At 67.4% G+C, this 17,179-nt stretch carries 16 protein-coding genes and 1 tRNA gene; 7 read left to right on the top strand and 10 right to left on the bottom strand.

Features of this window, described 5'->3' with window-relative positions; translation table 11 throughout:
- Positions 1-286 precede the first annotated feature (286 nt).
- A complete protein-coding gene (locus ACW4E8_RS03630; RefSeq protein WP_456803260.1) occupies positions 287-934 on the bottom strand; it encodes an ANTAR domain-containing response regulator in 648 nt (215 codons plus the stop codon).
- Positions 935-1,187: 253 nt separating this feature from the next.
- On the opposite strand from ACW4E8_RS03630, the gene ACW4E8_RS03625 reads away from it, so the two are divergent.
- The gene (locus ACW4E8_RS03625; protein WP_456803259.1) at positions 1,188-1,889 is read left to right on the top strand and encodes a fumarylacetoacetate hydrolase family protein; all 702 of its coding nucleotides are present in this window, start codon (positions 1,188-1,190) and stop codon (positions 1,887-1,889) included.
- Positions 1,890-1,893: 4 nt separating this feature from the next.
- Positions 1,894-2,541 (top strand): maleylacetoacetate isomerase, encoded by a 648-nt coding sequence (gene maiA, locus ACW4E8_RS03620; protein ID WP_456803258.1) that lies wholly within the window; start codon positions 1,894-1,896, stop codon positions 2,539-2,541.
- A gap of 72 nt (positions 2,542-2,613) precedes the next feature.
- Here the strand turns inward: maiA and ftsY are convergent, their stop codons facing one another.
- Entirely contained in the window at positions 2,614-3,780 is a 1,167-nt protein-coding gene (ftsY, locus tag ACW4E8_RS03615; protein ID WP_456803257.1) for a signal recognition particle-docking protein FtsY, read from the bottom strand.
- A 217-nt stretch (positions 3,781-3,997) separates the two neighbouring features.
- Between ftsY and ACW4E8_RS03610 the strand changes: the two genes are divergently transcribed.
- The 5 genes from ACW4E8_RS03610 to ACW4E8_RS03590 all read left to right on the top strand — a co-directional run bounded on the left by ACW4E8_RS03610 (position 3,998) and on the right by ACW4E8_RS03590 (position 8,788).
- Positions 3,998-5,545: a M16 family metallopeptidase gene (locus tag ACW4E8_RS03610; protein WP_456803256.1), complete on the top strand. Its 1,548-nt coding sequence runs from the start codon at positions 3,998-4,000 to the stop codon at positions 5,543-5,545.
- 9 nt (positions 5,546-5,554) lie between these two features.
- Positions 5,555-6,946: a M16 family metallopeptidase gene (locus tag ACW4E8_RS03605; protein WP_456803255.1), complete on the top strand. Its 1,392-nt coding sequence runs from the start codon at positions 5,555-5,557 to the stop codon at positions 6,944-6,946.
- 82 nt (positions 6,947-7,028) lie between these two features.
- Positions 7,029-7,733: a 16S rRNA (guanine(966)-N(2))-methyltransferase RsmD gene (gene rsmD, locus ACW4E8_RS03600; protein ID WP_456803254.1), complete on the top strand. Its 705-nt coding sequence runs from the start codon at positions 7,029-7,031 to the stop codon at positions 7,731-7,733.
- 240 nt (positions 7,734-7,973) lie between these two features.
- Positions 7,974-8,459: a pantetheine-phosphate adenylyltransferase gene (gene coaD / locus ACW4E8_RS03595; RefSeq protein WP_010814369.1), complete on the top strand. Its 486-nt coding sequence runs from the start codon at positions 7,974-7,976 to the stop codon at positions 8,457-8,459.
- 68 nt (positions 8,460-8,527) lie between these two features.
- Positions 8,528-8,788: a YfhL family 4Fe-4S dicluster ferredoxin gene (locus ACW4E8_RS03590; protein WP_010814370.1), complete on the top strand. Its 261-nt coding sequence runs from the start codon at positions 8,528-8,530 to the stop codon at positions 8,786-8,788.
- Between the two features lie 101 nt (positions 8,789-8,889).
- On the opposite strand, the gene ACW4E8_RS03585 is transcribed toward ACW4E8_RS03590, so the two are convergent.
- From ACW4E8_RS03585 to ACW4E8_RS03550, 8 genes are all read right to left on the bottom strand, one after another.
- The gene (locus ACW4E8_RS03585) at positions 8,890-10,749 is read right to left on the bottom strand and encodes a PhoX family protein (RefSeq protein ID WP_456803253.1); all 1,860 of its coding nucleotides are present in this window, start codon (positions 10,747-10,749) and stop codon (positions 8,890-8,892) included.
- A 195-nt stretch (positions 10,750-10,944) separates the two neighbouring features.
- Entirely contained in the window at positions 10,945-11,547 is a 603-nt protein-coding gene (gene pth / locus ACW4E8_RS03580; protein WP_456803252.1) for an aminoacyl-tRNA hydrolase, read from the bottom strand.
- Between the two features lie 151 nt (positions 11,548-11,698).
- Positions 11,699-12,316, bottom strand: a complete 618-nt coding sequence (locus ACW4E8_RS03575) for a 50S ribosomal protein L25/general stress protein Ctc (protein WP_456803251.1) — start codon at positions 12,314-12,316, stop codon at positions 11,699-11,701.
- A gap of 132 nt (positions 12,317-12,448) precedes the next feature.
- Complete coding sequence (locus tag ACW4E8_RS03570; RefSeq protein WP_010814374.1) at positions 12,449-13,402, bottom strand: ribose-phosphate pyrophosphokinase; 954 nt, start codon at positions 13,400-13,402, stop codon at positions 12,449-12,451.
- Between the two features lie 94 nt (positions 13,403-13,496).
- A tRNA-Gln gene (locus ACW4E8_RS03565) sits at positions 13,497-13,573 on the bottom strand.
- Positions 13,574-13,633: 60 nt separating this feature from the next.
- Positions 13,634-14,512 carry a 4-(cytidine 5'-diphospho)-2-C-methyl-D-erythritol kinase gene (ispE, locus tag ACW4E8_RS03560; RefSeq protein WP_456803406.1) on the bottom strand — a complete coding sequence of 293 codons (879 nt, stop codon included), beginning with the start codon at positions 14,510-14,512 and terminating at the stop codon, positions 13,634-13,636.
- Positions 14,513-14,520: 8 nt separating this feature from the next.
- Positions 14,521-15,114 (bottom strand): lipoprotein insertase outer membrane protein LolB, encoded by a 594-nt coding sequence (lolB, locus tag ACW4E8_RS03555; RefSeq protein WP_456803250.1) that lies wholly within the window; start codon positions 15,112-15,114, stop codon positions 14,521-14,523.
- 93 nt (positions 15,115-15,207) lie between these two features.
- Entirely contained in the window at positions 15,208-17,163 is a 1,956-nt protein-coding gene (locus tag ACW4E8_RS03550) for a tetratricopeptide repeat protein (protein WP_456803249.1), read from the bottom strand.
- Positions 17,164-17,179 lie beyond the last annotated feature (16 nt).

Raw genomic sequence — 17,179 nt, 5'->3', positions numbered from 1 at the left:
CCGTGGCGTGACGCAGCCCGCGTTGGCCGTGTCCGCCGAAATTGTTGGTCGGCCGCCGTTGGCCGATACCTGCATAACGCAAGGCGTGTGCCAGCCTGTGCGGTGCAGCATTTGCGAGCGGATTTGTGATGGATCGGGAGGAAACGGTCGGATGCGGCGCGCGCGCGGCGGCCGCCGCCACATTCGGGGGAGCAGCGGAGGGAGGTGACGCAGCGCGGCAGCGCCAGGAGCGTGCATTGCACCAGTCGTGTGCGGCAGCGCACCACGACTGGCAGGCGGGAGCGGCTCAGCCCATTACGTCGATCACGCGCTGGGCCGCGTCCACCAGCTTCAGGCCGCGCTCCATCGCCATGCTGCGCAGGCGCTTGTAGGCCTCGTCCTCGCTGAGGCCGCGCGCATGCATCAGCAGCCCCTTGGCGCGCTCGACCACCTTGCGCTCGGCCAGCTTGAGCCGGGTGGCATCGAGCTCGGCGCGCAGCTGCTGGTCCAGTTCAAAGCGGGCGTAGGCCACGTCGAGCACGGTCTTGACGCGCTCGGCGCGCAGGCCGTCGACGATATAGGCGGTGATCCCCGCCGTCAGCGCTGCCTTGATGCGCTGGCTGTCGTCGTTGTCGGTGAACAGCACGATCGGGCGCGGCGCATGCTGGGTCGAGACGCAGACATGCTCGATGGTGTCGCGCGCGGCGGATTCAGACGCGATGATCAGCATGTCGGGCTGGGTGGCCGTGATCACATCCGGCAGGCGCAGGTCGGCATCGACGATCTGGATCTCGGTAAAGCCCGCGCTCACTAGCCCGCCGCGGATGGTTTCGACGTTCAGCGGGTCGGCGTCATGCGGGTCGCGCACGAGCAGGATCCGCAACACCCGGCCGCCGGCAGTGGGCGGGGCAGGTGCCGCGGGGGTGGGCGATGGGGGCGGGTGGCGTCGTGTCATGGCTAGGCTCTGTTGCAGTGCGCCATGCAAGATTCGCGCCGGGTAAGTATCGGGTCACCTGCGCCAGTCCGGTGCGGCGGCGCTGCGAGGATGCCTGGATTCATTGTATGCGGTCGTACGCAGAGCCAACTCTCGCGGTGTATCCTGTTGCCCTGCTGCGCCGGGCGCGTCTGCTGGCGACGCCGCGCATGGCTGCATCGTGCAACCTGGCCACCCGCGCTGCAGCACCGATCAGAACAATCTGGAGAGATGCATGACCGAATTCGTGTTCGCCCCGCCCGCGCCCGTTGGCGTGCCGGTGCGCGGCAGCAACGCTAGCTTCCCGGTCCGGCGCGTGTACTGCGTCGGCCGCAACTATGCTGCCCACGCCCGTGAAATGGGCTCGGACCCCGACCGCGAGCCGCCGTTCTTCTTCTGCAAGCCGTCCGACGCGGTCAGCTACGTCGCCGACGGCACCGAAGGTGCCTTCCCGTACCCGCCGGGCACCAGCAACTGCCACTATGAAGTGGAGCTGGTGGTGGCGATCGGCAAGGGCGGCCGCGACATCCCGGTCGACCAGGCAGCCGGCCACGTGTTCGGCTACGCCGTGGGGCTGGACATGACCCGCCGCGACCTGCAGAACGAATCGAAGAAGACCGGCCGCCCCTGGGAGACTGGCAAGGCCTTCGACCAGTCCGCGCCGATCGGCCCGATCGTGCCGGTGTCGGCCATCGGCCATCCGGAGAAGGGCGCGGTGACGCTGGCGGTCAACGGCGTGGAGAAGCAGCGCGGCGACCTGTCCGACCTGATCTGGTCGGTGCCGGAGATGGTGTCGTACCTGTCGAAGCTGTTCGAGCTGCAGCCGGGCGACCTGATCTTCAGCGGCACGCCCGAAGGCGTGGGCCCCGTGGTCAAGGGCGATGTCATGCAGTGCCACGTCGGCGGCGTGGGCGATCTCACCCTCAAGGTAGTCTGATCCGATGCTCAAGCTTTACAGCTATTTCCGCAGCTCGGCCTCGTTCCGCGTGCGCATTGCGCTGGAGCTCAAGGGGCTGTCCTATGACTACGTGCCGGTGCACCTGCTGAAGGAAGGCGGCCAGCAGCTCAAGCCGGAATTCCGCGCCGTGAACCCTGACGGCCTGGTGCCGGCGTTCGTCGACGGCGAGCACGTGCTGCAGCAATCGCTGGCGATCGTCGAATACCTGGATGAGGTCCATCCCGAGCCGAAGCTGTTGCCCGGCACGGCGCTGGACCGCGCCTACGTGCGCGGACTGGCCCAGGAGATCGCGTGCGAGATCCACCCGCTGAACAACCTGCGCGTGCTGAAGTACCTGAAGCACACCGTGGGCGTGACCGACGAGGTCAAGGACGCGTGGTACCACCACTGGATCGAGCTGGGCTTTGCGTCGCTGCAGGCCAACCTGGAGCGCGGCGGCAAGGCCGGGCGCTTCTGCTTTGGCGACACCCCCACGCTGGCCGATATCTGCCTGGTGCCGCAGGTGTTCAACGCGCAGCGCTTCAATATCGACCTGGCCCGCTACCCGGCGATCGCGAAGATCTACGAGGCCTGCATGGCACTGCCGGCTTTCCAGAAGGCAGAGCCGAAGTCGCAGCCTGACGCGGAATAAGCGTCCGCAGGCCTGCAAAGCAAAACGCCCCGGCACTGCCGGGGCGTTTTGCTTTGCGCGGGTTGCCGGGCCTTACCCCAGCAGCGCGTCGGCGAACTCATCCGCCTTGAATGGCTGCAGGTCTTCCACCTTCTCCCCTACGCCGATGAAGTAGACCGGCACCGGGCGCTGGCGCGCGATCGCCGCCAGGATGCCGCCCTTGGCGGTGCCGTCGAGCTTGGTCACGATCAGCCCTGTCAGGCCCAGCGCGTCGTCGAAGGCGCGGGTTTGCTGCAGGGCGTTCTGGCCGGTATTGGCGTCGATCACCAGCAGCACCTCGTGCGGGGCGCTCGGCATGGCCTTGCTGATCACGCGCTTGACCTTCCTGAGCTCTTCCATCAGATGCAGCTGCGTCGGCAGGCGGCCGGCGGTGTCGGCCATGACGATGTCTATGCCGCGCGCCTTGGCCGCATTGACGGCGTCGAAGATCACCGCCGCCGGGTCGCCGCTTTCCTGCGCCACCACGGTGACGTTGTTGCGCTCGCCCCAGATCGTCAGTTGCTCGCGTGCGGCCGCACGGAAGGTGTCGCCGGCGGCCAGCAGCACCTTCTGGTCATAGCGCTGGAAGTGCTTGCACAGCTTGCCGATGCTGGTGGTCTTGCCGGCGCCGTTGACGCCCGCGATCATCATCACCAGCGGCTGCTCGCGGCCGAGCGCCATGGTCTTTTCCAGCGGGCGCAGCAGCTGGATCAGCAGCTCGCGCAGTGCCGCCTTGACGCCTTCAGCAGTCTCGATGCGCTCGGCCTTGACGCGCTTGCGCAGCTCGCCCAGCAGGTACTCGGTGGCTTCGACGCCGGCATCGGCCATCAGCAGCGCGGTTTCCAGTTCCTCGAACAGGGCCTCGTCGACCTTGACGCCGACGAACAGCGTGCCGATGTTGCGGCTGGTCTTGGACAGGCCGGTGCGCAGCCGCTGCATCCAGCCCTGCCTGGCTTCCGCGCTGGGCGCGGGCGGCGGCACCAGCTCGAGCGCCTCGGCCGGAGCCGGGGTCGGTGCTGCGGCGGGTGCCGGGGCAGGGGGTGGCACCTGGGCCGGAACCGGCACCGGGGTTGGCACCGGAGCGGGCGCAGGGACGGGTGCCGGCGCGGGCGTCGGGGCCGGCGCAGGGGTGGGTGCAGGCGTCGCGACCGGAGCGGGGGCCGGGGCTGGCGCCTCGACGGGCGCGGGCTCGGCCTTGCGCTTCTTCCAGAAACTAAACATGGGGGAATGGGGTCAATACCGTGGCCGATACCCTGGCGGCAACCAATGCCAGCAGGCAACCGGTTAATAATCAAGGGGTTACGCAGGTATCGCGATGGCTGGGGAGAAACCGTTGTGGTCCCGGCCGGCGATTGCGTATAGTTCGCTACATGGCAGATTCATGCGCGCAGGCTTGCGCACGTGAGTCGATCGGCAAAATTCTAGCAGACGGGGTCGCATGAACCATTGCGCTGTCCTGACCGCTGCGGGCGCACAAGGCACCAAAGCCTGCGTCCAAACGCGCATCCAACGCCTCTCACTACCTTCCAAACCGCTTTCTGCCCGCGCCGCGCGTCTTGCGCGGCGTGTCATTCCCACGCTGCTGCTGGCCTTGCTGCCATGGTCGATGCCGGCGGGGGCGCAGGAAGCCGTGGCCTCGTCGAGGCCCGGCACGCAGACCGCCCTGGCCGGCGCGACCGCCCAGGGCACGACCGAATACCGCCTGTCCAACGGGCTGCGGCTGATCGTCAAGGAAGACCACCGCGCGCCCACGGTGGCGCACCAGATCTGGTACCGCGTGGGCGGCATCGATGAGGTCAGCGGTACCACCGGCGTGGCGCACATGCTCGAGCACATGATGTTCAAGGGCACGCCCAAGGTCGGCGTGGGCGAGTTCTCCAAGCAGGTGGCCGCGCTGGGCGGGCGTGAGAACGCCATGACCAACCGCGACTTCACCATGTACTACCAGCAGATCGGCAAGCAGTACCTGCCGAGGATGATGGAGCTGGAGGCCGACCGCATGGCCAACCTCATCATCACCAAGGACGAGTTCGAACGCGAGATGAAGGTGGTGATGGAAGAACGCCGCCTGCGCACCGACGACTCCGCGCGCGGCACCGTCTATGAGCAGCTGCTGGCCACGGTCTACACCGCCGCCGCGTACCGCCACCCGGTGATCGGCTGGATGGACGACCTGGTCAATATGCGCGTGGACGACGTCAAGGAGTGGTACCGCCACTGGTACGTGCCCAACAACGCCATGGTGATTGTCACCGGCGACGTCAAGGCCGAGGAAGTGCGCGCCCTGGCCGAGCGCTATTACGGCAAGATCAAGCCGCGCACGCTGCCGCTGCGCAAGGACCAGGAAGAGCCGGCGCAAAAGGGCATCAAGCGTATCTGGGTCAAGGCGCCGGCCGAGAACCAGTACATGGTGATGGCCTACAAGGTGCCGCGCCTGCGCGATATCGAGAAGGACGTCGACCCCTACGCGCTGGAGGTGCTGTCGGCCGTGCTCAACGGCTACGACAACGCGCGCCTGACGCGCGAACTGGTGCGCGAGCAGCGCCTGGCCGACGACGTCAACGTTGGCTACGACAGCATCAACCGCGGCGAGTCGCTGTTCGTGCTCGACGGCACGCCGGCTGCGGGCCACAACACCGACGAGATCGAGCGCGCGCTGCGCGCCGAGGTCCAGCGCATCGCCAAGGAAGGGGTGTCGCCGGAAGAGCTCAAGCGCGTCAAGGCGCAGGTGGTGGCCGGCCAGATCTACAAGCGTGACTCGGTGTTCGGGCAGGGCATGGAGATCGGCGTGTCCGAGATCTCGGATATCTCCTGGCGCCAGATCGACCGCATGCTCGACAAGATCAAGGCCGTCACGCCGGCGCAGGTGCAGGCCGTCGCCGCGAAGTATTTCAACGACGACAACCTGACCGTGGCCACGCTGGTGCCGCAGCCGATCGATCCGAACAAGCCCAAGTCCCAGGCCCCGTCGGGCCTGCGCCACTGAGGAAAGGCGATGTCTGAGTTCGTCACCCAAATTGGTACCCCGCAGCGTGCGCTGCGCAAACTGGCCGGCGCCGCATTGGGCGCCGTCGTCCTGCTGGCTGCGCAACTGGCGCAGGCCGCGATCCCCATCGAGCACTGGACCGCGTCCACCGGCGCCAAGGTGTTCTTCGTGCACAGCCCGTCGATCCCGATGCTCGACGTCAATATCGACTTCGACGCCGGCAGCCGCTATGACCCGCCGGGCAAGGCCGGGCTGGCCACGCTGACCGCCGCGCTGCTGGACAAGGGCGCCGCGGCGCTGGAGGGCCAGCCGGCGCGCGATGAGGCGAAAATCGCCGATGGCTTTGCCGATACCGGTGCCGCCTTTGGCGGCGCTGCCGGCGGCGACCGCGGCGGCATCGGGCTGCGCACGCTGACCGCGCAGCCGGAGCTGGACCAGTCGGTCGCGCTGGCGGCGCAACTGATCAAGGCGCCGACCTACCCGGACGCCGTGGTCGGGCGCGAGAAGCAGCGCCTGATCACCGCCATCCGCGAAGCCGACGCCAAGCCCGGCGTGATCGCCGACAAGGCGCTGGCCAAGGCCATGTATCCCGATCACCCCTACGGCGTGGCCGCGACCCCGGACAGCGTGGCGTCGATCACGCGCGACGACATCGTCAGGTTCTGGCGCGACAACTACGGCGCGCAGCGAGCGGTGGTGACGCTGATCGGCGCGGTCGACCGCAAGCAGGCCGAAGCCATTGCCGAGCAGCTCACGCGCGGGCTGCCGCCCGGCAGCGCGGCGCCGGCCATGCCGCAGGTGCGCCTGAACATTGCCCCGAGCGAGCAGCGCATGCCGCATCCGGCACAGCAGTCCAGCGTGGCCATCGGCCAGCCGGCCATTGCCCGCGGCGACCCCGATTATTTCGCGCTGCTGGTGGGCAACTACGTGCTGGGGGGCGGCGGCTTCAGCTCGCGCCTGACTGACGAGGTGCGCGAGAAGCGCGGCCTGACCTACGGCGTGGACAGCTACTTCGCGCCGTCCAAGCAGCCGGGTCCGTTCGGCATCAGCCTGCAGACCAAGAAGGCGCAGACCGACGAAGCGCTGGCGCTGGTGCGCCAGGTGCTGGCGCGCTTTGTCGCCGAGGGCCCGACCGAGAAAGAATTGCGCGCGGCCAAGGACAACCTCATCAACGGTTTCCCGCTGCGCATCGACAACAACCGCAAGCTGCTGACCAACGTCGCCAATATCGGCTGGTACGGGCTGCCGCTGGATTACCTGGACACCTGGACCGACCAGATTGGCAAGGTCACGCGCGAGCAGGTCAGGGCCGCTTTCCAGCGCCATGTGCGCCCGGACAATATGGCGACGGTGATCGTCGGCGGCCCGGTCGCAGCGCCTGCGACTGCCGCCAGGCAGTGATGCCAGCACCGCTTGGGCCCGCCATGCGCGCCGGGGCTCCGGCGTGTGCGGCGAACCGGCCCGCAGGCTCTACAATCACGGGATGAATTCGCGTACCCGATTGCCGTCGCCCGCCACCGGCGGGCGACCCGCCTCTCCTGCCGCTGCCAGCGGCGGGCGTTCCCCCGTTTCCGCAGCGCCACGCCAGGCACCGCGCCAGGCACCGCGCCAGGAACCGTCCCAGGTCCGCATCATCGGCGGCCGCTGGAAGCGCACCTTGCTGCCCGTTCCCGACGCCCAGGGCCTGCGCCCCACGCCCGACCGCGTGCGCGAGACGCTCTTCAACTGGCTCGGCCAGGACCTGTCCGGGCTGGAATGCCTGGACCTGTTCGCCGGCTCCGGCGCGCTCGGCTTCGAGGCCGCCTCGCGCGGCGCCGCCGCGGTCACGCTGGTCGAGTCCAATGCGCGCGTGGCCAAGCAGCTGCGCGACAACCAGTACCGGCTCGACGCGGCCCAGGTGCGCGTGATGCAGGGCGATGCCTTTGCCATTGCCGCGCAGCTGCCCGATGCCAGCTTTGACGTGGTCTTCCTGGATCCGCCCTTCGCCGAGGACTGGATCGGGCCGGCGCTGGAGCATGCGGCGCGGCTGTCGCGGCCCGGCGGCGCAGTCTATGTCGAGACCGACCATGCGCTGACCGGTGCCGACGCGCCGGTGCCGGCATCGCTTGAAATCGTGCGCCACGCGCGCGCCGGCGCGGTGCATTTCCACCTGCTGCAGCATCGCGTGTCGGGCAACGGCGCTGCCTGATGCACCAGCCTGGGGCGATTGTCCGGGTATGCCTGTTCCACAATGAGGAAGGTCCCCTTCCTGAATGGGAAACGGGTTCCTAGCTGCGCTGCGGCAAAACGGTGCACCGGGCGACTTCCAAGTGGCGCATTTGGGGTTACACTACGCCGCTGTCACAACGCTCGCGACGCAGCACCCACGCCGGTCCGGCCGGCGCAAGAGGCGGCCCACGGCCGGCAGCGGGCAGATCAAGGAGGAAGTATGGTCATCGCGGTCTATCCCGGCACGTTTGATCCAATGACCCGGGGACACGAGGATCTGGTCCGCCGTGCGTCGAACATCTTCGACGAACTGGTGGTCGGCGTGGCGCACAGCCCCAACAAGCGCCCGTTCTTTTCGCTCGAAGAGCGCATCGGCATTGCCCGTGAAGTGCTCGGGCACTATCCCAACGTGCGCGTCGAAGGCTTTTCCGGCCTGCTCAAGGACTTTGTGCGCAACAACAATGCGCGCGTGATCGTGCGCGGCCTGCGCGCGGTGTCCGACTTCGAGTACGAATTCCAGATGGCAGGCATGAACCGCTACCTGCTGCCCGACGTGGAAACCATGTTCCTGACGCCGTCGGACCAGTACCAGTTCATCTCCGGCACCTTCGTGCGCGAGATCGCGGTGCTGGGCGGCGACGTCAGCAAGTTCGTGTTCCCGTCGGTGGAACGCTGGCTGCAAGAGAAAATCGGCAAACCGGAATAAAATAGTAGACTTAGATACGTCGAGTCGCGGCCAGTCGGGCGCGGGCGTGTCCGCAGGAAGGAAACACCATGGCGCTGATGATCACCGACGACTGCATCAACTGCGACGTTTGTGAACCCGAGTGCCCGAACGAAGCCATTTCGATGGGGCCCGAGATCTATGAAATCGACCCCAACAAGTGCACCGAGTGTGTCGGGCACTTCGACGAGCCGCAATGCCAGCAGGTCTGCCCGGTCGCCTGTATCCCCAAGGATCCGAACCGCGTCGAAACGCATGAGGTCCTGATGCAGCGCTACCGGCTGCTGACGGCCGCCAAGCACGCGGCCTGACCCGCAGCTTCAGCCAGGCAAAAAAAGCCCCCGGCACCGCAAGGTGACGGGGGTTTAACTTTTCCCCAGTTACTGCTGGTACTACCTACAACACTGCGCGGTCACGCACCCATCGGCTTGCCGTCGCTACGGCGCACCACGATGGTGGACGAGCGCGGCAGCTTGGCCGCGTCCGGCCACTTGCCGGTGGGGTGCTGGATATTGATGAAGCAGGTGGTCAGGTCCGGCGTGTAGGCAATGCCGGTGATTTCGCAGCCCGTCGGGCCCGCCAGGAAGCGCCGGGACTGACCCGTCGGCGAGATGTAGTACATGCTGTTGTTGCCGAACGTGCCGGTATAGGTGGCGCTGGTGCTTGAATCGGTCTGCACCCACAGGCGGCCCTTGGGGTCGACGCGCAGGCCGTCCGGGCTGGAGAAGGTGTCGCCGTTGATATTGCCCTTCAGGTTGTCGGTGGCCAGCGACGGGTCGCCTGCCTGCAGCAGGATGCTCCACGTGAAGGTCGTGGCCAGCGGCGAATTGCCTGCTTCGTTCCACTTGACGATATGGCCGTGCAGGTTGTTCTTGCGTGGGTTGGCGGCGTCGGTCTGCTGGCGGCCGCTGTTGTTGGTCAGCGTGCAGTAGAGCGTCTTGTCCGGTGCGGCCGTGATCCACTCGGGGCGGTCCATCAGCGTGCCGCCGGCCACGCGCGCTGCCGACTTGGTGTTGATCAGCACGTCGGCCTGGCTGGCGAAGTCGACCGTGCTCGGCGCCGGCGAGACGGCCGACTGGGTCCAGTTGCCCGGGTCCGATGCGCCGACGGTCAGGCCGTTCTTGCCCTGCGTCAGCTCGATCCACTGGCCGCTGCCGTCGGCATTGAACTTGGCCACATAGAGCGTGCCGCTGTCCAGCAGGTTGGCATTGGCGGCGCGGTTGTTCGGGTCGAAGGCCTTGCTCGGGATGAATTTGTAGATGCAGCCCGGCGTGCCGTCATCGCCCATGTAGAAGGCGACGTTGTTGCTGGCGTCGGTCAGGAAGGCGACGTTCTCATGGTCGAAGCGGCCCATCGCGGTACGCTTGGCCGGCGTGCCCAGCGTGCCGTATGGGTCGATTTCCACCACCCAGCCGTAGCCGTTCTCGGCCTGGGTCGGGTCGATGTAGTTGTCCGTGCTTTCTTCGCAGGTCAGGTAGGTGCCCCACGGCGTATGGCCGCTCGAGCAGTTGTTGAGCATGCCGACCACGGTCGAGCCCACCACCGAAGCGGCCGGGCCGCCGACGCGGTACAGCGTGTTGCCGGTGTAGCGCTTGTTGTAGATTGAATCGCGCTTGACCTGCCACTTGCCGCTGGCCGCCAGTTCGACTTCGATCACCGAGATGCCCACCGCCGACAGCGCGATGCGCTTCTGTTCCGGGGTTGCGGTGGCGGCAACGTAGGCGGTCGGGAACAGGATGTTGTAGTCCGGCAGCTCGTGGTTGATCGCGAGCAGGCCGCCCTTCTGCGGATCGACGCCCGGCAGCGCGAAGTAGTGCATGCCGTCGTGGTTGCCGCCGGCCTGGCGCTCGGTTTCGGCCGAGGACTGGAAGGCGCCGGCATAGCCGGTGGCGCCGGCTTCGACCGGGTCGCCGGCGGAGAACAGCACGTCGACGCTGTAGCCGTTGGGCACGACCACGGTATCGGCGGTCGACTTGGCGATCGGCTCGAAGGTGACGTCGTAGCTCGGGGCGACCGCGGCGGGCGCGGGGGCCGGAGCGGGCGCGGGTGCGGGGGCCGGTGCCGGTGCCGGTGCGGGATCGTCATCGCCGCCACAGGCGGCCAGCAGGCCGCTGCCGAACGCCGAGGCCAGCGACAGGCCCAGGCCGCCGCGCAGCACCCGGCGGCGGGCCGGGTTGGCGGCTACGATGTCTTCGAGCATCTGGCCGGGCACGTCAACGTCGGGCTTGGCATCACGACTGGCGGCTCGTGCTTCATCGGTCAGGTACGACATGGGCTTCCTCCTGTGGGTTGTCATGCGCATCGGCCACCATGCGATACCGACGCGATTGGAAACCACGGAATGTATGTGCCGCCCATGGCACTTTGATGACATATTGTCTGCAATAGCAGTCTTGGGCCGCCAAAGGACGACGGGCCGCAGATGCGGCCCGTTTTCATGCTGTTGTCGCAGGGATGTGCGTATTTGTCAGCGCGTGGTATGCAGCTGCGCCATGGCGCGTTCGGCATCGCCGCGTGCCAGCAGGCCGAGCGGGTCGATGCAGCGCTCGATGGCGGCATCGATGGCTTCCTGTTCCTCGCGCCGCGGCGGCTTGAGCACGAAGTTGACCACGTCCTCGCGGCCCGCGCCGGCGCCGGCGCCGCCGGGCGCGTTGCGCGGATGGCCCACGCCCAGGCGCAGGCGCCAGTAGTCCTGCGTGGACAGGTGGGCCGAGATGTCCTTGAGCCCGTTGTGGCCGCCCGCGCCGCCGCCGCGCTTGAGCTTGGCCGCGCCCGCCGGCAGATCCATCTCGTCGTGCGCGACCACGATCTCGTCGGGGAGGACCTTGTAGAAGCGCGCCAGCGACACCACGGCCAGGCCGGAGCGGTTCATGAAGGTCGACGGCTTGAGCAGCCAGATGTCCTGGTCCCACAGCCGCGCACGCGCGGCCAGGCCGTGGAAGCGGCCTTCCACGCGCATCGTGGCGCCGCCCATGCGGGCCAGCTGGTCCACCAGCCAGAAGCCGGCGTTGTGTCGGGTGGCCTCGTACTCCGCACCGGGATTGCCGAGGCCGACGATGAGCTTGATCATGCGTTTGACTGGGTCGTTGGCGCGCAAGGCTGCGCCACAAGCGCCAAGGATACCGAAAAACCGGCAGACGGCTGCCGGGCGAAAAAAAACCGCCGCAAGTAGCGGCGGTTTCTTCGTGGCGCGGCCGGCAGGCCGCAACCGCTGCTGCAGCTTAGGCAGCCGGCGTTTCGCCAGCGGCTTCGCCACCTTCGGCAGCTTCCGACACGGCACCAGCCGGTTGCGAGATGCTGGCGATGGCCGGGTTGTCGTCACCGTGGGTGATCACGGTCACGCCCTTCGGCAGCTTGATGTCCGACAGGTGGATGGTCTGGTTCAGCTCCGCGGCGGCCAGGTCCACTTCGATGAACTCGGGCAGGTCGGCCGGCAGGCACGACACTTCCAGGTCGTTCACGATGTGGTTGACGATGCCGTGGCCCAGCTTCACGCCAGGAGCGGTTTCCTGGTTCATGAAGTGCAGGGGCACCTTGACGTGGATCTTGTCGTTGGCCGACACGCGCTGGAAATCGACGTGCAGCACCAGCGGCTTGAACGGGTGCATCTGGAATGCGCGCAGCAGGGCCTGTTCCGACTTGCCAGCGACTTCCAGTTCCAGGATCGACGAGTGGAACGCTTCCTTCTTCAGGGCGTGCCACAGCGCGTTGTGATCCAGTTCGATCATCTTCGGTTCGGCGGTGCCGCCGTAGATGATGCCGGGGGTCTTGCCCGAATTGCGCAGGCGGCGGCTCGCACCCGTTCCCTGTACGCTACGCTCGAAAGCGACAACTTTCATGATGACTCCAAAAGTAAGAAGGCCGTCCGCGACCAGACAGCCTCGTTGCGGCGCAAATGAAAAAATGAGCGCCGATCAAGTCACGTTGACCGCCAGAAAGCAGCAGTCAACGCAGTAAAGCTTTAAATTTTATCAGGAACCCGCAAACAGCGACATGATCGAGTCGCCCTTGACGATGCGGGTGAAAGTCTCGGCCAGCAGCGGGGCGGTCGAGAGCTGACGGATCTTGGTGCATTTGGCGGCTTCTTCGGACAGCGGGATGGTGTCGCACACCACCACTTCGTCCAGCGCCGAGTCCGCGATGCGGGCGGCCGCGCCACCCGACAGCACCGGGTGCGTGCAGTAGGCGAAGACCTTCAGCGCGCCGCGCTCCTTCAGCACCTGGGCGGCCTTGCACAGCGTGCCGCCGGTGTCGATCATGTCATCCATGATGACGCAGTTGCGGCCGTCGACTTCACCGATGATGTTCATCACCTCGGCCACGTTGGCCTTGGGACGACGCTTGTCGATGATCGCCAGGTCGCAGTTCAGTTCCTTGGCCAGTGCGCGGGCACGGACCACGCCGCCGACGTCCGGCGACACCACCAGCAGGTCGCCGTAGTTCTTCTCGCGCAGGTCGCCCAGCAGTACCGGCGAAGCGTAGATGTTGTCGACGGGAATATCGAAGAAGCCCTGGATCTGGTCAGCGTGCAGGTCCATCGTCAGCACGCGCTCGACACCGGCGACTTCCAGCATGTTGGCCACGACCTTGGCCGAGATCGCGACGCGCGCCGAACGCGGGCGGCGATCCTGGCGGGCATAGCCGAAGTAGGGCATGGCGGCGGTGATGCTGCGTGCCGAGGCGCGCTTGAGCGCGTCGACCATCACCATCAGCTCCATCAGGTTGTCGTTGGTCGGCGCGCAGGTGGACTGCAGCACGATGACGTGCTTGCCGCGAACGTTTTCCTGGATGTCAACTTGAACTTCGCCGTCGGAGAAACGGCCAACCAACGCCTTGCCCAGAGGAATGCCGAGGTGCTGTACGACAGCCTCCGCGAGTTTGGGGTTGGCGTTGCCGGTAAATACCATCAAGCCTTCGCTGCTCATTCGGGGCACCTGTCTTGCTGCTGGGGGAGCTTGGTGTCACCGGCAAAGCCGGTGACTGATACAGAGGGTCCGTAAGGACACTATAGGAATGTAATGGCAGGGGAAGAAGGATTCGAACCTTCGAATGCCGGAATCAAAATCCGGTGCCTTGACCAACTTGGCGACTCCCCTACACAACCGGGCCGTTCTTCGTGGTACCGGACTACCGTACCGCGCCGAACGAAAACTTGCTTACGCGAGCGCTGCGAGCGGATGACGTGCCAGACTGCGCACACACCTACCATCCCATTCGGGGGGCAACCTTTCCAAAACCTGCTGCGCTGTTGCTGCGTCGGGAAAACGCGCAAACACGCAGGCTCCGGAACCGGTCATCCTGGCATGCTGATTGTGTTGCTTCAGCCATGCTAGGGCTCGGGCGACTTCGCCGAACTTCGCTGTTGCTATCGGTTCCAGGTCGTTGCGACCGAAATCGAATTTGTTTGTGCGAGCAGCGAAGACCGCAATTATGGAGAGCGGCGTATCCCTTGTCAAGCACGCGTCCGAAAAAATTTCAGCGGTGGGGACATGCTGTTTCGGGTGGATGACCACGAACCAGCTGTCGGGCAACTCGACTGGCGTCAGGTCCTCGCCGATGCCCTGTGCAAAGGCGTTCTGGCCAAACACGAACACCGGCACGTCGGCGCCCAGCGCCAGGCCGATGCGCATCAGTTCGGCACGCGCAAGGCCCAGTCCCCACAGGTGATTCAGCGCCAGCAGCGTGGTGGCCGCATCGGACGAGCCGCCACCGATGCCGCCGCCCATCGGCAGCACCTTGTCGATGGCGATGTCGGCGCCGAACGCGGTGCCGGTGGCGGCCTGCAAGGCGCGCGCGGCGCGCACCGCCAGGTCGGTCTCGGCCGGCACGCCGGGCACGTCGGTGACGCGCGCGACCACGCCGTCGTCGCGCCGGCGGAAATGCAGCGTGTCGCACCAGTCGACCAGCTGGAACACGGTCTGCAGCGTGTGGTAGCCGTCGGCGCGGCGGCCGGTCACGTGCAGGAACAGGTTGAGCTTGGCTGGCGCGGGGCAGTCGCGCAGTTCGGGCGGGGGCAGGGGTTGGCTGCGATGCATGGCGTGGTTCACGGCGTCTGGGGATCGATCACGAGACGCACCGACAGCGGATTGCTGCCGGCGTCGCGCGCCAGGTCGATGCGGCGCGGCACTTGGGCGGCCGCGTCCTGCCAGGCGACGTAGCGCACGGTCCAGCCGTTCTGCGCCAGCGTGGCCAGCCGGCCCTGCTCGTCGCGCGTGGTGCGCGCGGGCGCGCCCTGCGTGGCGCGGCCGTGCAGCCAGTCGCGCATGCCTGCCACCGGCAGCGCAAAGCCAAGCGCTTCCTCCATCAGGGTGTCGACCTCAGGCGCGTTGCGCGGCGGCTGGTTGGGCAGGTCGAGCGTGGCGCCGGACGGCGTGGCGGTGACCACGGCCAGGGTCTGGCCGAGCGGGGACACCAGGTCCAGCCGCACGTTGCGGCCCTGCTCTTCCCAGCGGAAGCTTCCCTGCACGCCTTCGTCGCGCCCGTAGCGCACGTAGTTGGCGGAGAAGCGGCCGGTGTATTGCTGGCTGGCGGCGGCCTGGTCGCCATCAAAGCCGCGCGACGGTGCCACGCTGGCACACGCCTGCAGCAGCAGCGGGGCGCCAAGGCAGAAGAGCGCCAGGCGTCGGGATAGTTTCATGGGCTTGGTCGTGAGAGCGGCGGCGCGACGGCGGCCGCCGGCTGACGGGAATCCGGCGCCGCGGACCCGCGCTGCGGGCCGCGGCGAGCGGGGTTACTTGGCCAGTTGCACGTTGACCTTGTAGCGGCGCAGCGTGTCGACCAGGGTCTCGTTCTCGGGATCGATCCGGACGGCCTCGGTCCAGGTCTTGCGCGCTTCGTCGTGCTCGCCGAGCTGCCACAGCACCTCGCCCAGGTGCGCGCCGATCTCGGCCTCGGGCGCCTTGGAATAGGCGTTGCGCAGCAGGTCGGCCGCCGGGCGCAGGTCGCCCATGCGGAATTTGACCCAGGCCAGGCTGTCCATGATGTACGGATCGTCCGGCCCCAGCTCGGAGGCGCGCTCCAGCAGCTTGAGCGCCTCGGGCAGGCGCTCGTTGCGGTCGGCCAGCGAGTAGCCCAGCGCGTTGTAGCCCTGCTTCTGCTGCGGCTGCAGCGCGATCACCTTGCGCAGGCCCTTTTCCATGCTGTCGTAGCGCTTCTGGCGCTCGTCGAGCATGGCCAGCTCGTAGATCCAGTCGGCGTTGTCGGGCTCGGCCGTGACGCGGTCGTTGAGCAGCTTGCGGGCGCGGTCATAGGCCTTGCTTTCCATCAGCGTGGCTACCTCGGCCTGGCGGATGGCGGTCACGCGCTGCGTGCGCTGGCCGGGATCGGGGATGTCCTCGGCGTCGGTGAGCATCTCGCCGAAGAGCGCCTGGGCGTCGTCGAGCTTGCCCATGCGCGCCAGCAGCTGCGCGCGCTTGGCGGTGGCCGCGGGCGCCAGCCGGATGTCCTCGATGCGGTCCAGCCACTGGATGGCGCCGGCGTAGTCCTTGCGCTCCTCGGCGATCTGCGCCAGGTACTGGTAGGCAATGTCGGGGTTGGCGGTGGGCTGCTTCTCGACCAGCTGCAGGTATTCCTTCAGGTACTGCTCGGCCTCGCCGTAGCTCTTGGCCTGCAGGCTGGTCAGGCCCAATGCCAGCGGCACGCGCGGGTCGCCCGGGGCTACCTTGCGCAGTGTCTCGAACTCCTGCCGGGCCGATTGCATGTCGTTGCGCAGCAGGTACAGCCGCGCCAGCGTGATATGGCCGTTGACCGAATCGGGCGACTTGTCCAGGAAGCGCTTCAGGATGGCGACGGCTTCGTCGGGCTGCTTCTCGGCGCGCAGCTCGGCCGCCATCAGCGCGGCCGCTTCATAGCCCGGGCGCAGCCGCAATGCCTGGTCGAGCGCGGCGAGCGCGCCCGGCTCGTCGCCGGCGACTTCCCTGGCGCGCGCCAGGGCCAGCTGCGTTTCAGGCAGCTTGGCGTCATTCTTGGTCAGGTCCTGCAGCAGTGTGGCCGCGCCGGCCGGATCGCTGGTGCGCGACAGCTGCTGCTGCAGCTGTAGGATGGCATCGCCGCGATGGTTGGCCGGCACCGCCGCCAGCTGTTGCTGCAGCAGGGGCCGGGCATCGTCCCAGCGGCCGTTGAGCACCAGCAGCGTCGACAGCACCTGCGTTGCCGCGGGCGAAGTCGGCGAAATCTCCTTCCACAGGCGCGCGGAGTCCAGCGCCTGCTGCGGGATGCGCGCATTGAAGGCGATCTCGGTGGCGCGCTGCGCGAAGCGCGGGTCGCGGGTCTGCCGGGCCAGTTCCATGTAGGTCCGGTAGGCCGGGCCGACCAGGCCGCGCTGCATGGAAATCTCCGCGGCCAGCACCATATAGACGATGTCGTCGGTCAGCTCCAGCGACGGCAGCGCGCTGCGTGCCGGCTTGCCGGCGGCGGGGCGCTCGCTTTCGGCCGCGGCCAGCTGCAGTGGCGATGGCAATGGCATGGCGCCCGCAGGCGGCGCGGCATGGCTGGCACCGGCGGCCAGGGCCAGCAATGCCGAGGCGGCCAGCGCACGCGCATGGCGGCGGGGCGCCTGGAAAAACCGGGCCAAGGCGCCAGCCATGCGCGCTGTGCGGGAAACGGCGCCTGGAAATGCGATCGGGAGGCCGCCCGCGGTGGCTTGCAACGTGGGGTCCGGCATCAGGTCCGGCATGAGGTCCGACATGTAGTGATTGCTCCGG

It is taken from the genome of Cupriavidus sp. CP313, from assembly GCF_054072015.1.
This window is presented reverse-complemented; position numbering and strand designations above follow the sequence as displayed.

What these genes read in the sequence shown, in the direction of transcription:
- rsmD (WP_456803254.1), top strand. Translation starts at nt 7,029, where the DNA reads ATGAATTCGCGTACCCGATTGCCGTCGCCCGCCACCGGCGGGCGACCC.
- ACW4E8_RS03605 (WP_456803255.1), top strand. Translation starts at nt 5,555, where the DNA reads ATGTCTGAGTTCGTCACCCAAATTGGTACCCCGCAGCGTGCGCTGCGC.
- lolB (WP_456803250.1), bottom strand. Translation starts at nt 15,114, where the DNA reads ATGAAACTATCCCGACGCCTGGCGCTCTTCTGCCTTGGCGCCCCGCTG.
- ACW4E8_RS03585 (WP_456803253.1), bottom strand. Translation starts at nt 10,749, where the DNA reads ATGTCGTACCTGACCGATGAAGCACGAGCCGCCAGTCGTGATGCCAAG.
- pth (WP_456803252.1), bottom strand. Translation starts at nt 11,547, where the DNA reads ATGATCAAGCTCATCGTCGGCCTCGGCAATCCCGGTGCGGAGTACGAG.
- ACW4E8_RS03550 (WP_456803249.1), bottom strand. Translation starts at nt 17,163, where the DNA reads ATGTCGGACCTCATGCCGGACCTGATGCCGGACCCCACGTTGCAAGCC.
- ispE (WP_456803406.1), bottom strand. Translation starts at nt 14,512, where the DNA reads ATGCATCGCAGCCAACCCCTGCCCCCGCCCGAACTGCGCGACTGCCCC.
- ACW4E8_RS03625 (WP_456803259.1), top strand. Translation starts at nt 1,188, where the DNA reads ATGACCGAATTCGTGTTCGCCCCGCCCGCGCCCGTTGGCGTGCCGGTG.
- ACW4E8_RS03610 (WP_456803256.1), top strand. Translation starts at nt 3,998, where the DNA reads ATGAACCATTGCGCTGTCCTGACCGCTGCGGGCGCACAAGGCACCAAA.
- ACW4E8_RS03590 (WP_010814370.1), top strand. Translation starts at nt 8,528, where the DNA reads ATGGCGCTGATGATCACCGACGACTGCATCAACTGCGACGTTTGTGAA.
- ACW4E8_RS03630 (WP_456803260.1), bottom strand. Translation starts at nt 934, where the DNA reads ATGACACGACGCCACCCGCCCCCATCGCCCACCCCCGCGGCACCTGCC.
- ftsY (WP_456803257.1), bottom strand. Translation starts at nt 3,780, where the DNA reads ATGTTTAGTTTCTGGAAGAAGCGCAAGGCCGAGCCCGCGCCCGTCGAG.
- ACW4E8_RS03575 (WP_456803251.1), bottom strand. Translation starts at nt 12,316, where the DNA reads ATGAAAGTTGTCGCTTTCGAGCGTAGCGTACAGGGAACGGGTGCGAGC.
- ACW4E8_RS03570 (WP_010814374.1), bottom strand. Translation starts at nt 13,402, where the DNA reads ATGAGCAGCGAAGGCTTGATGGTATTTACCGGCAACGCCAACCCCAAA.
- maiA (WP_456803258.1), top strand. Translation starts at nt 1,894, where the DNA reads ATGCTCAAGCTTTACAGCTATTTCCGCAGCTCGGCCTCGTTCCGCGTG.
- coaD (WP_010814369.1), top strand. Translation starts at nt 7,974, where the DNA reads ATGGTCATCGCGGTCTATCCCGGCACGTTTGATCCAATGACCCGGGGA.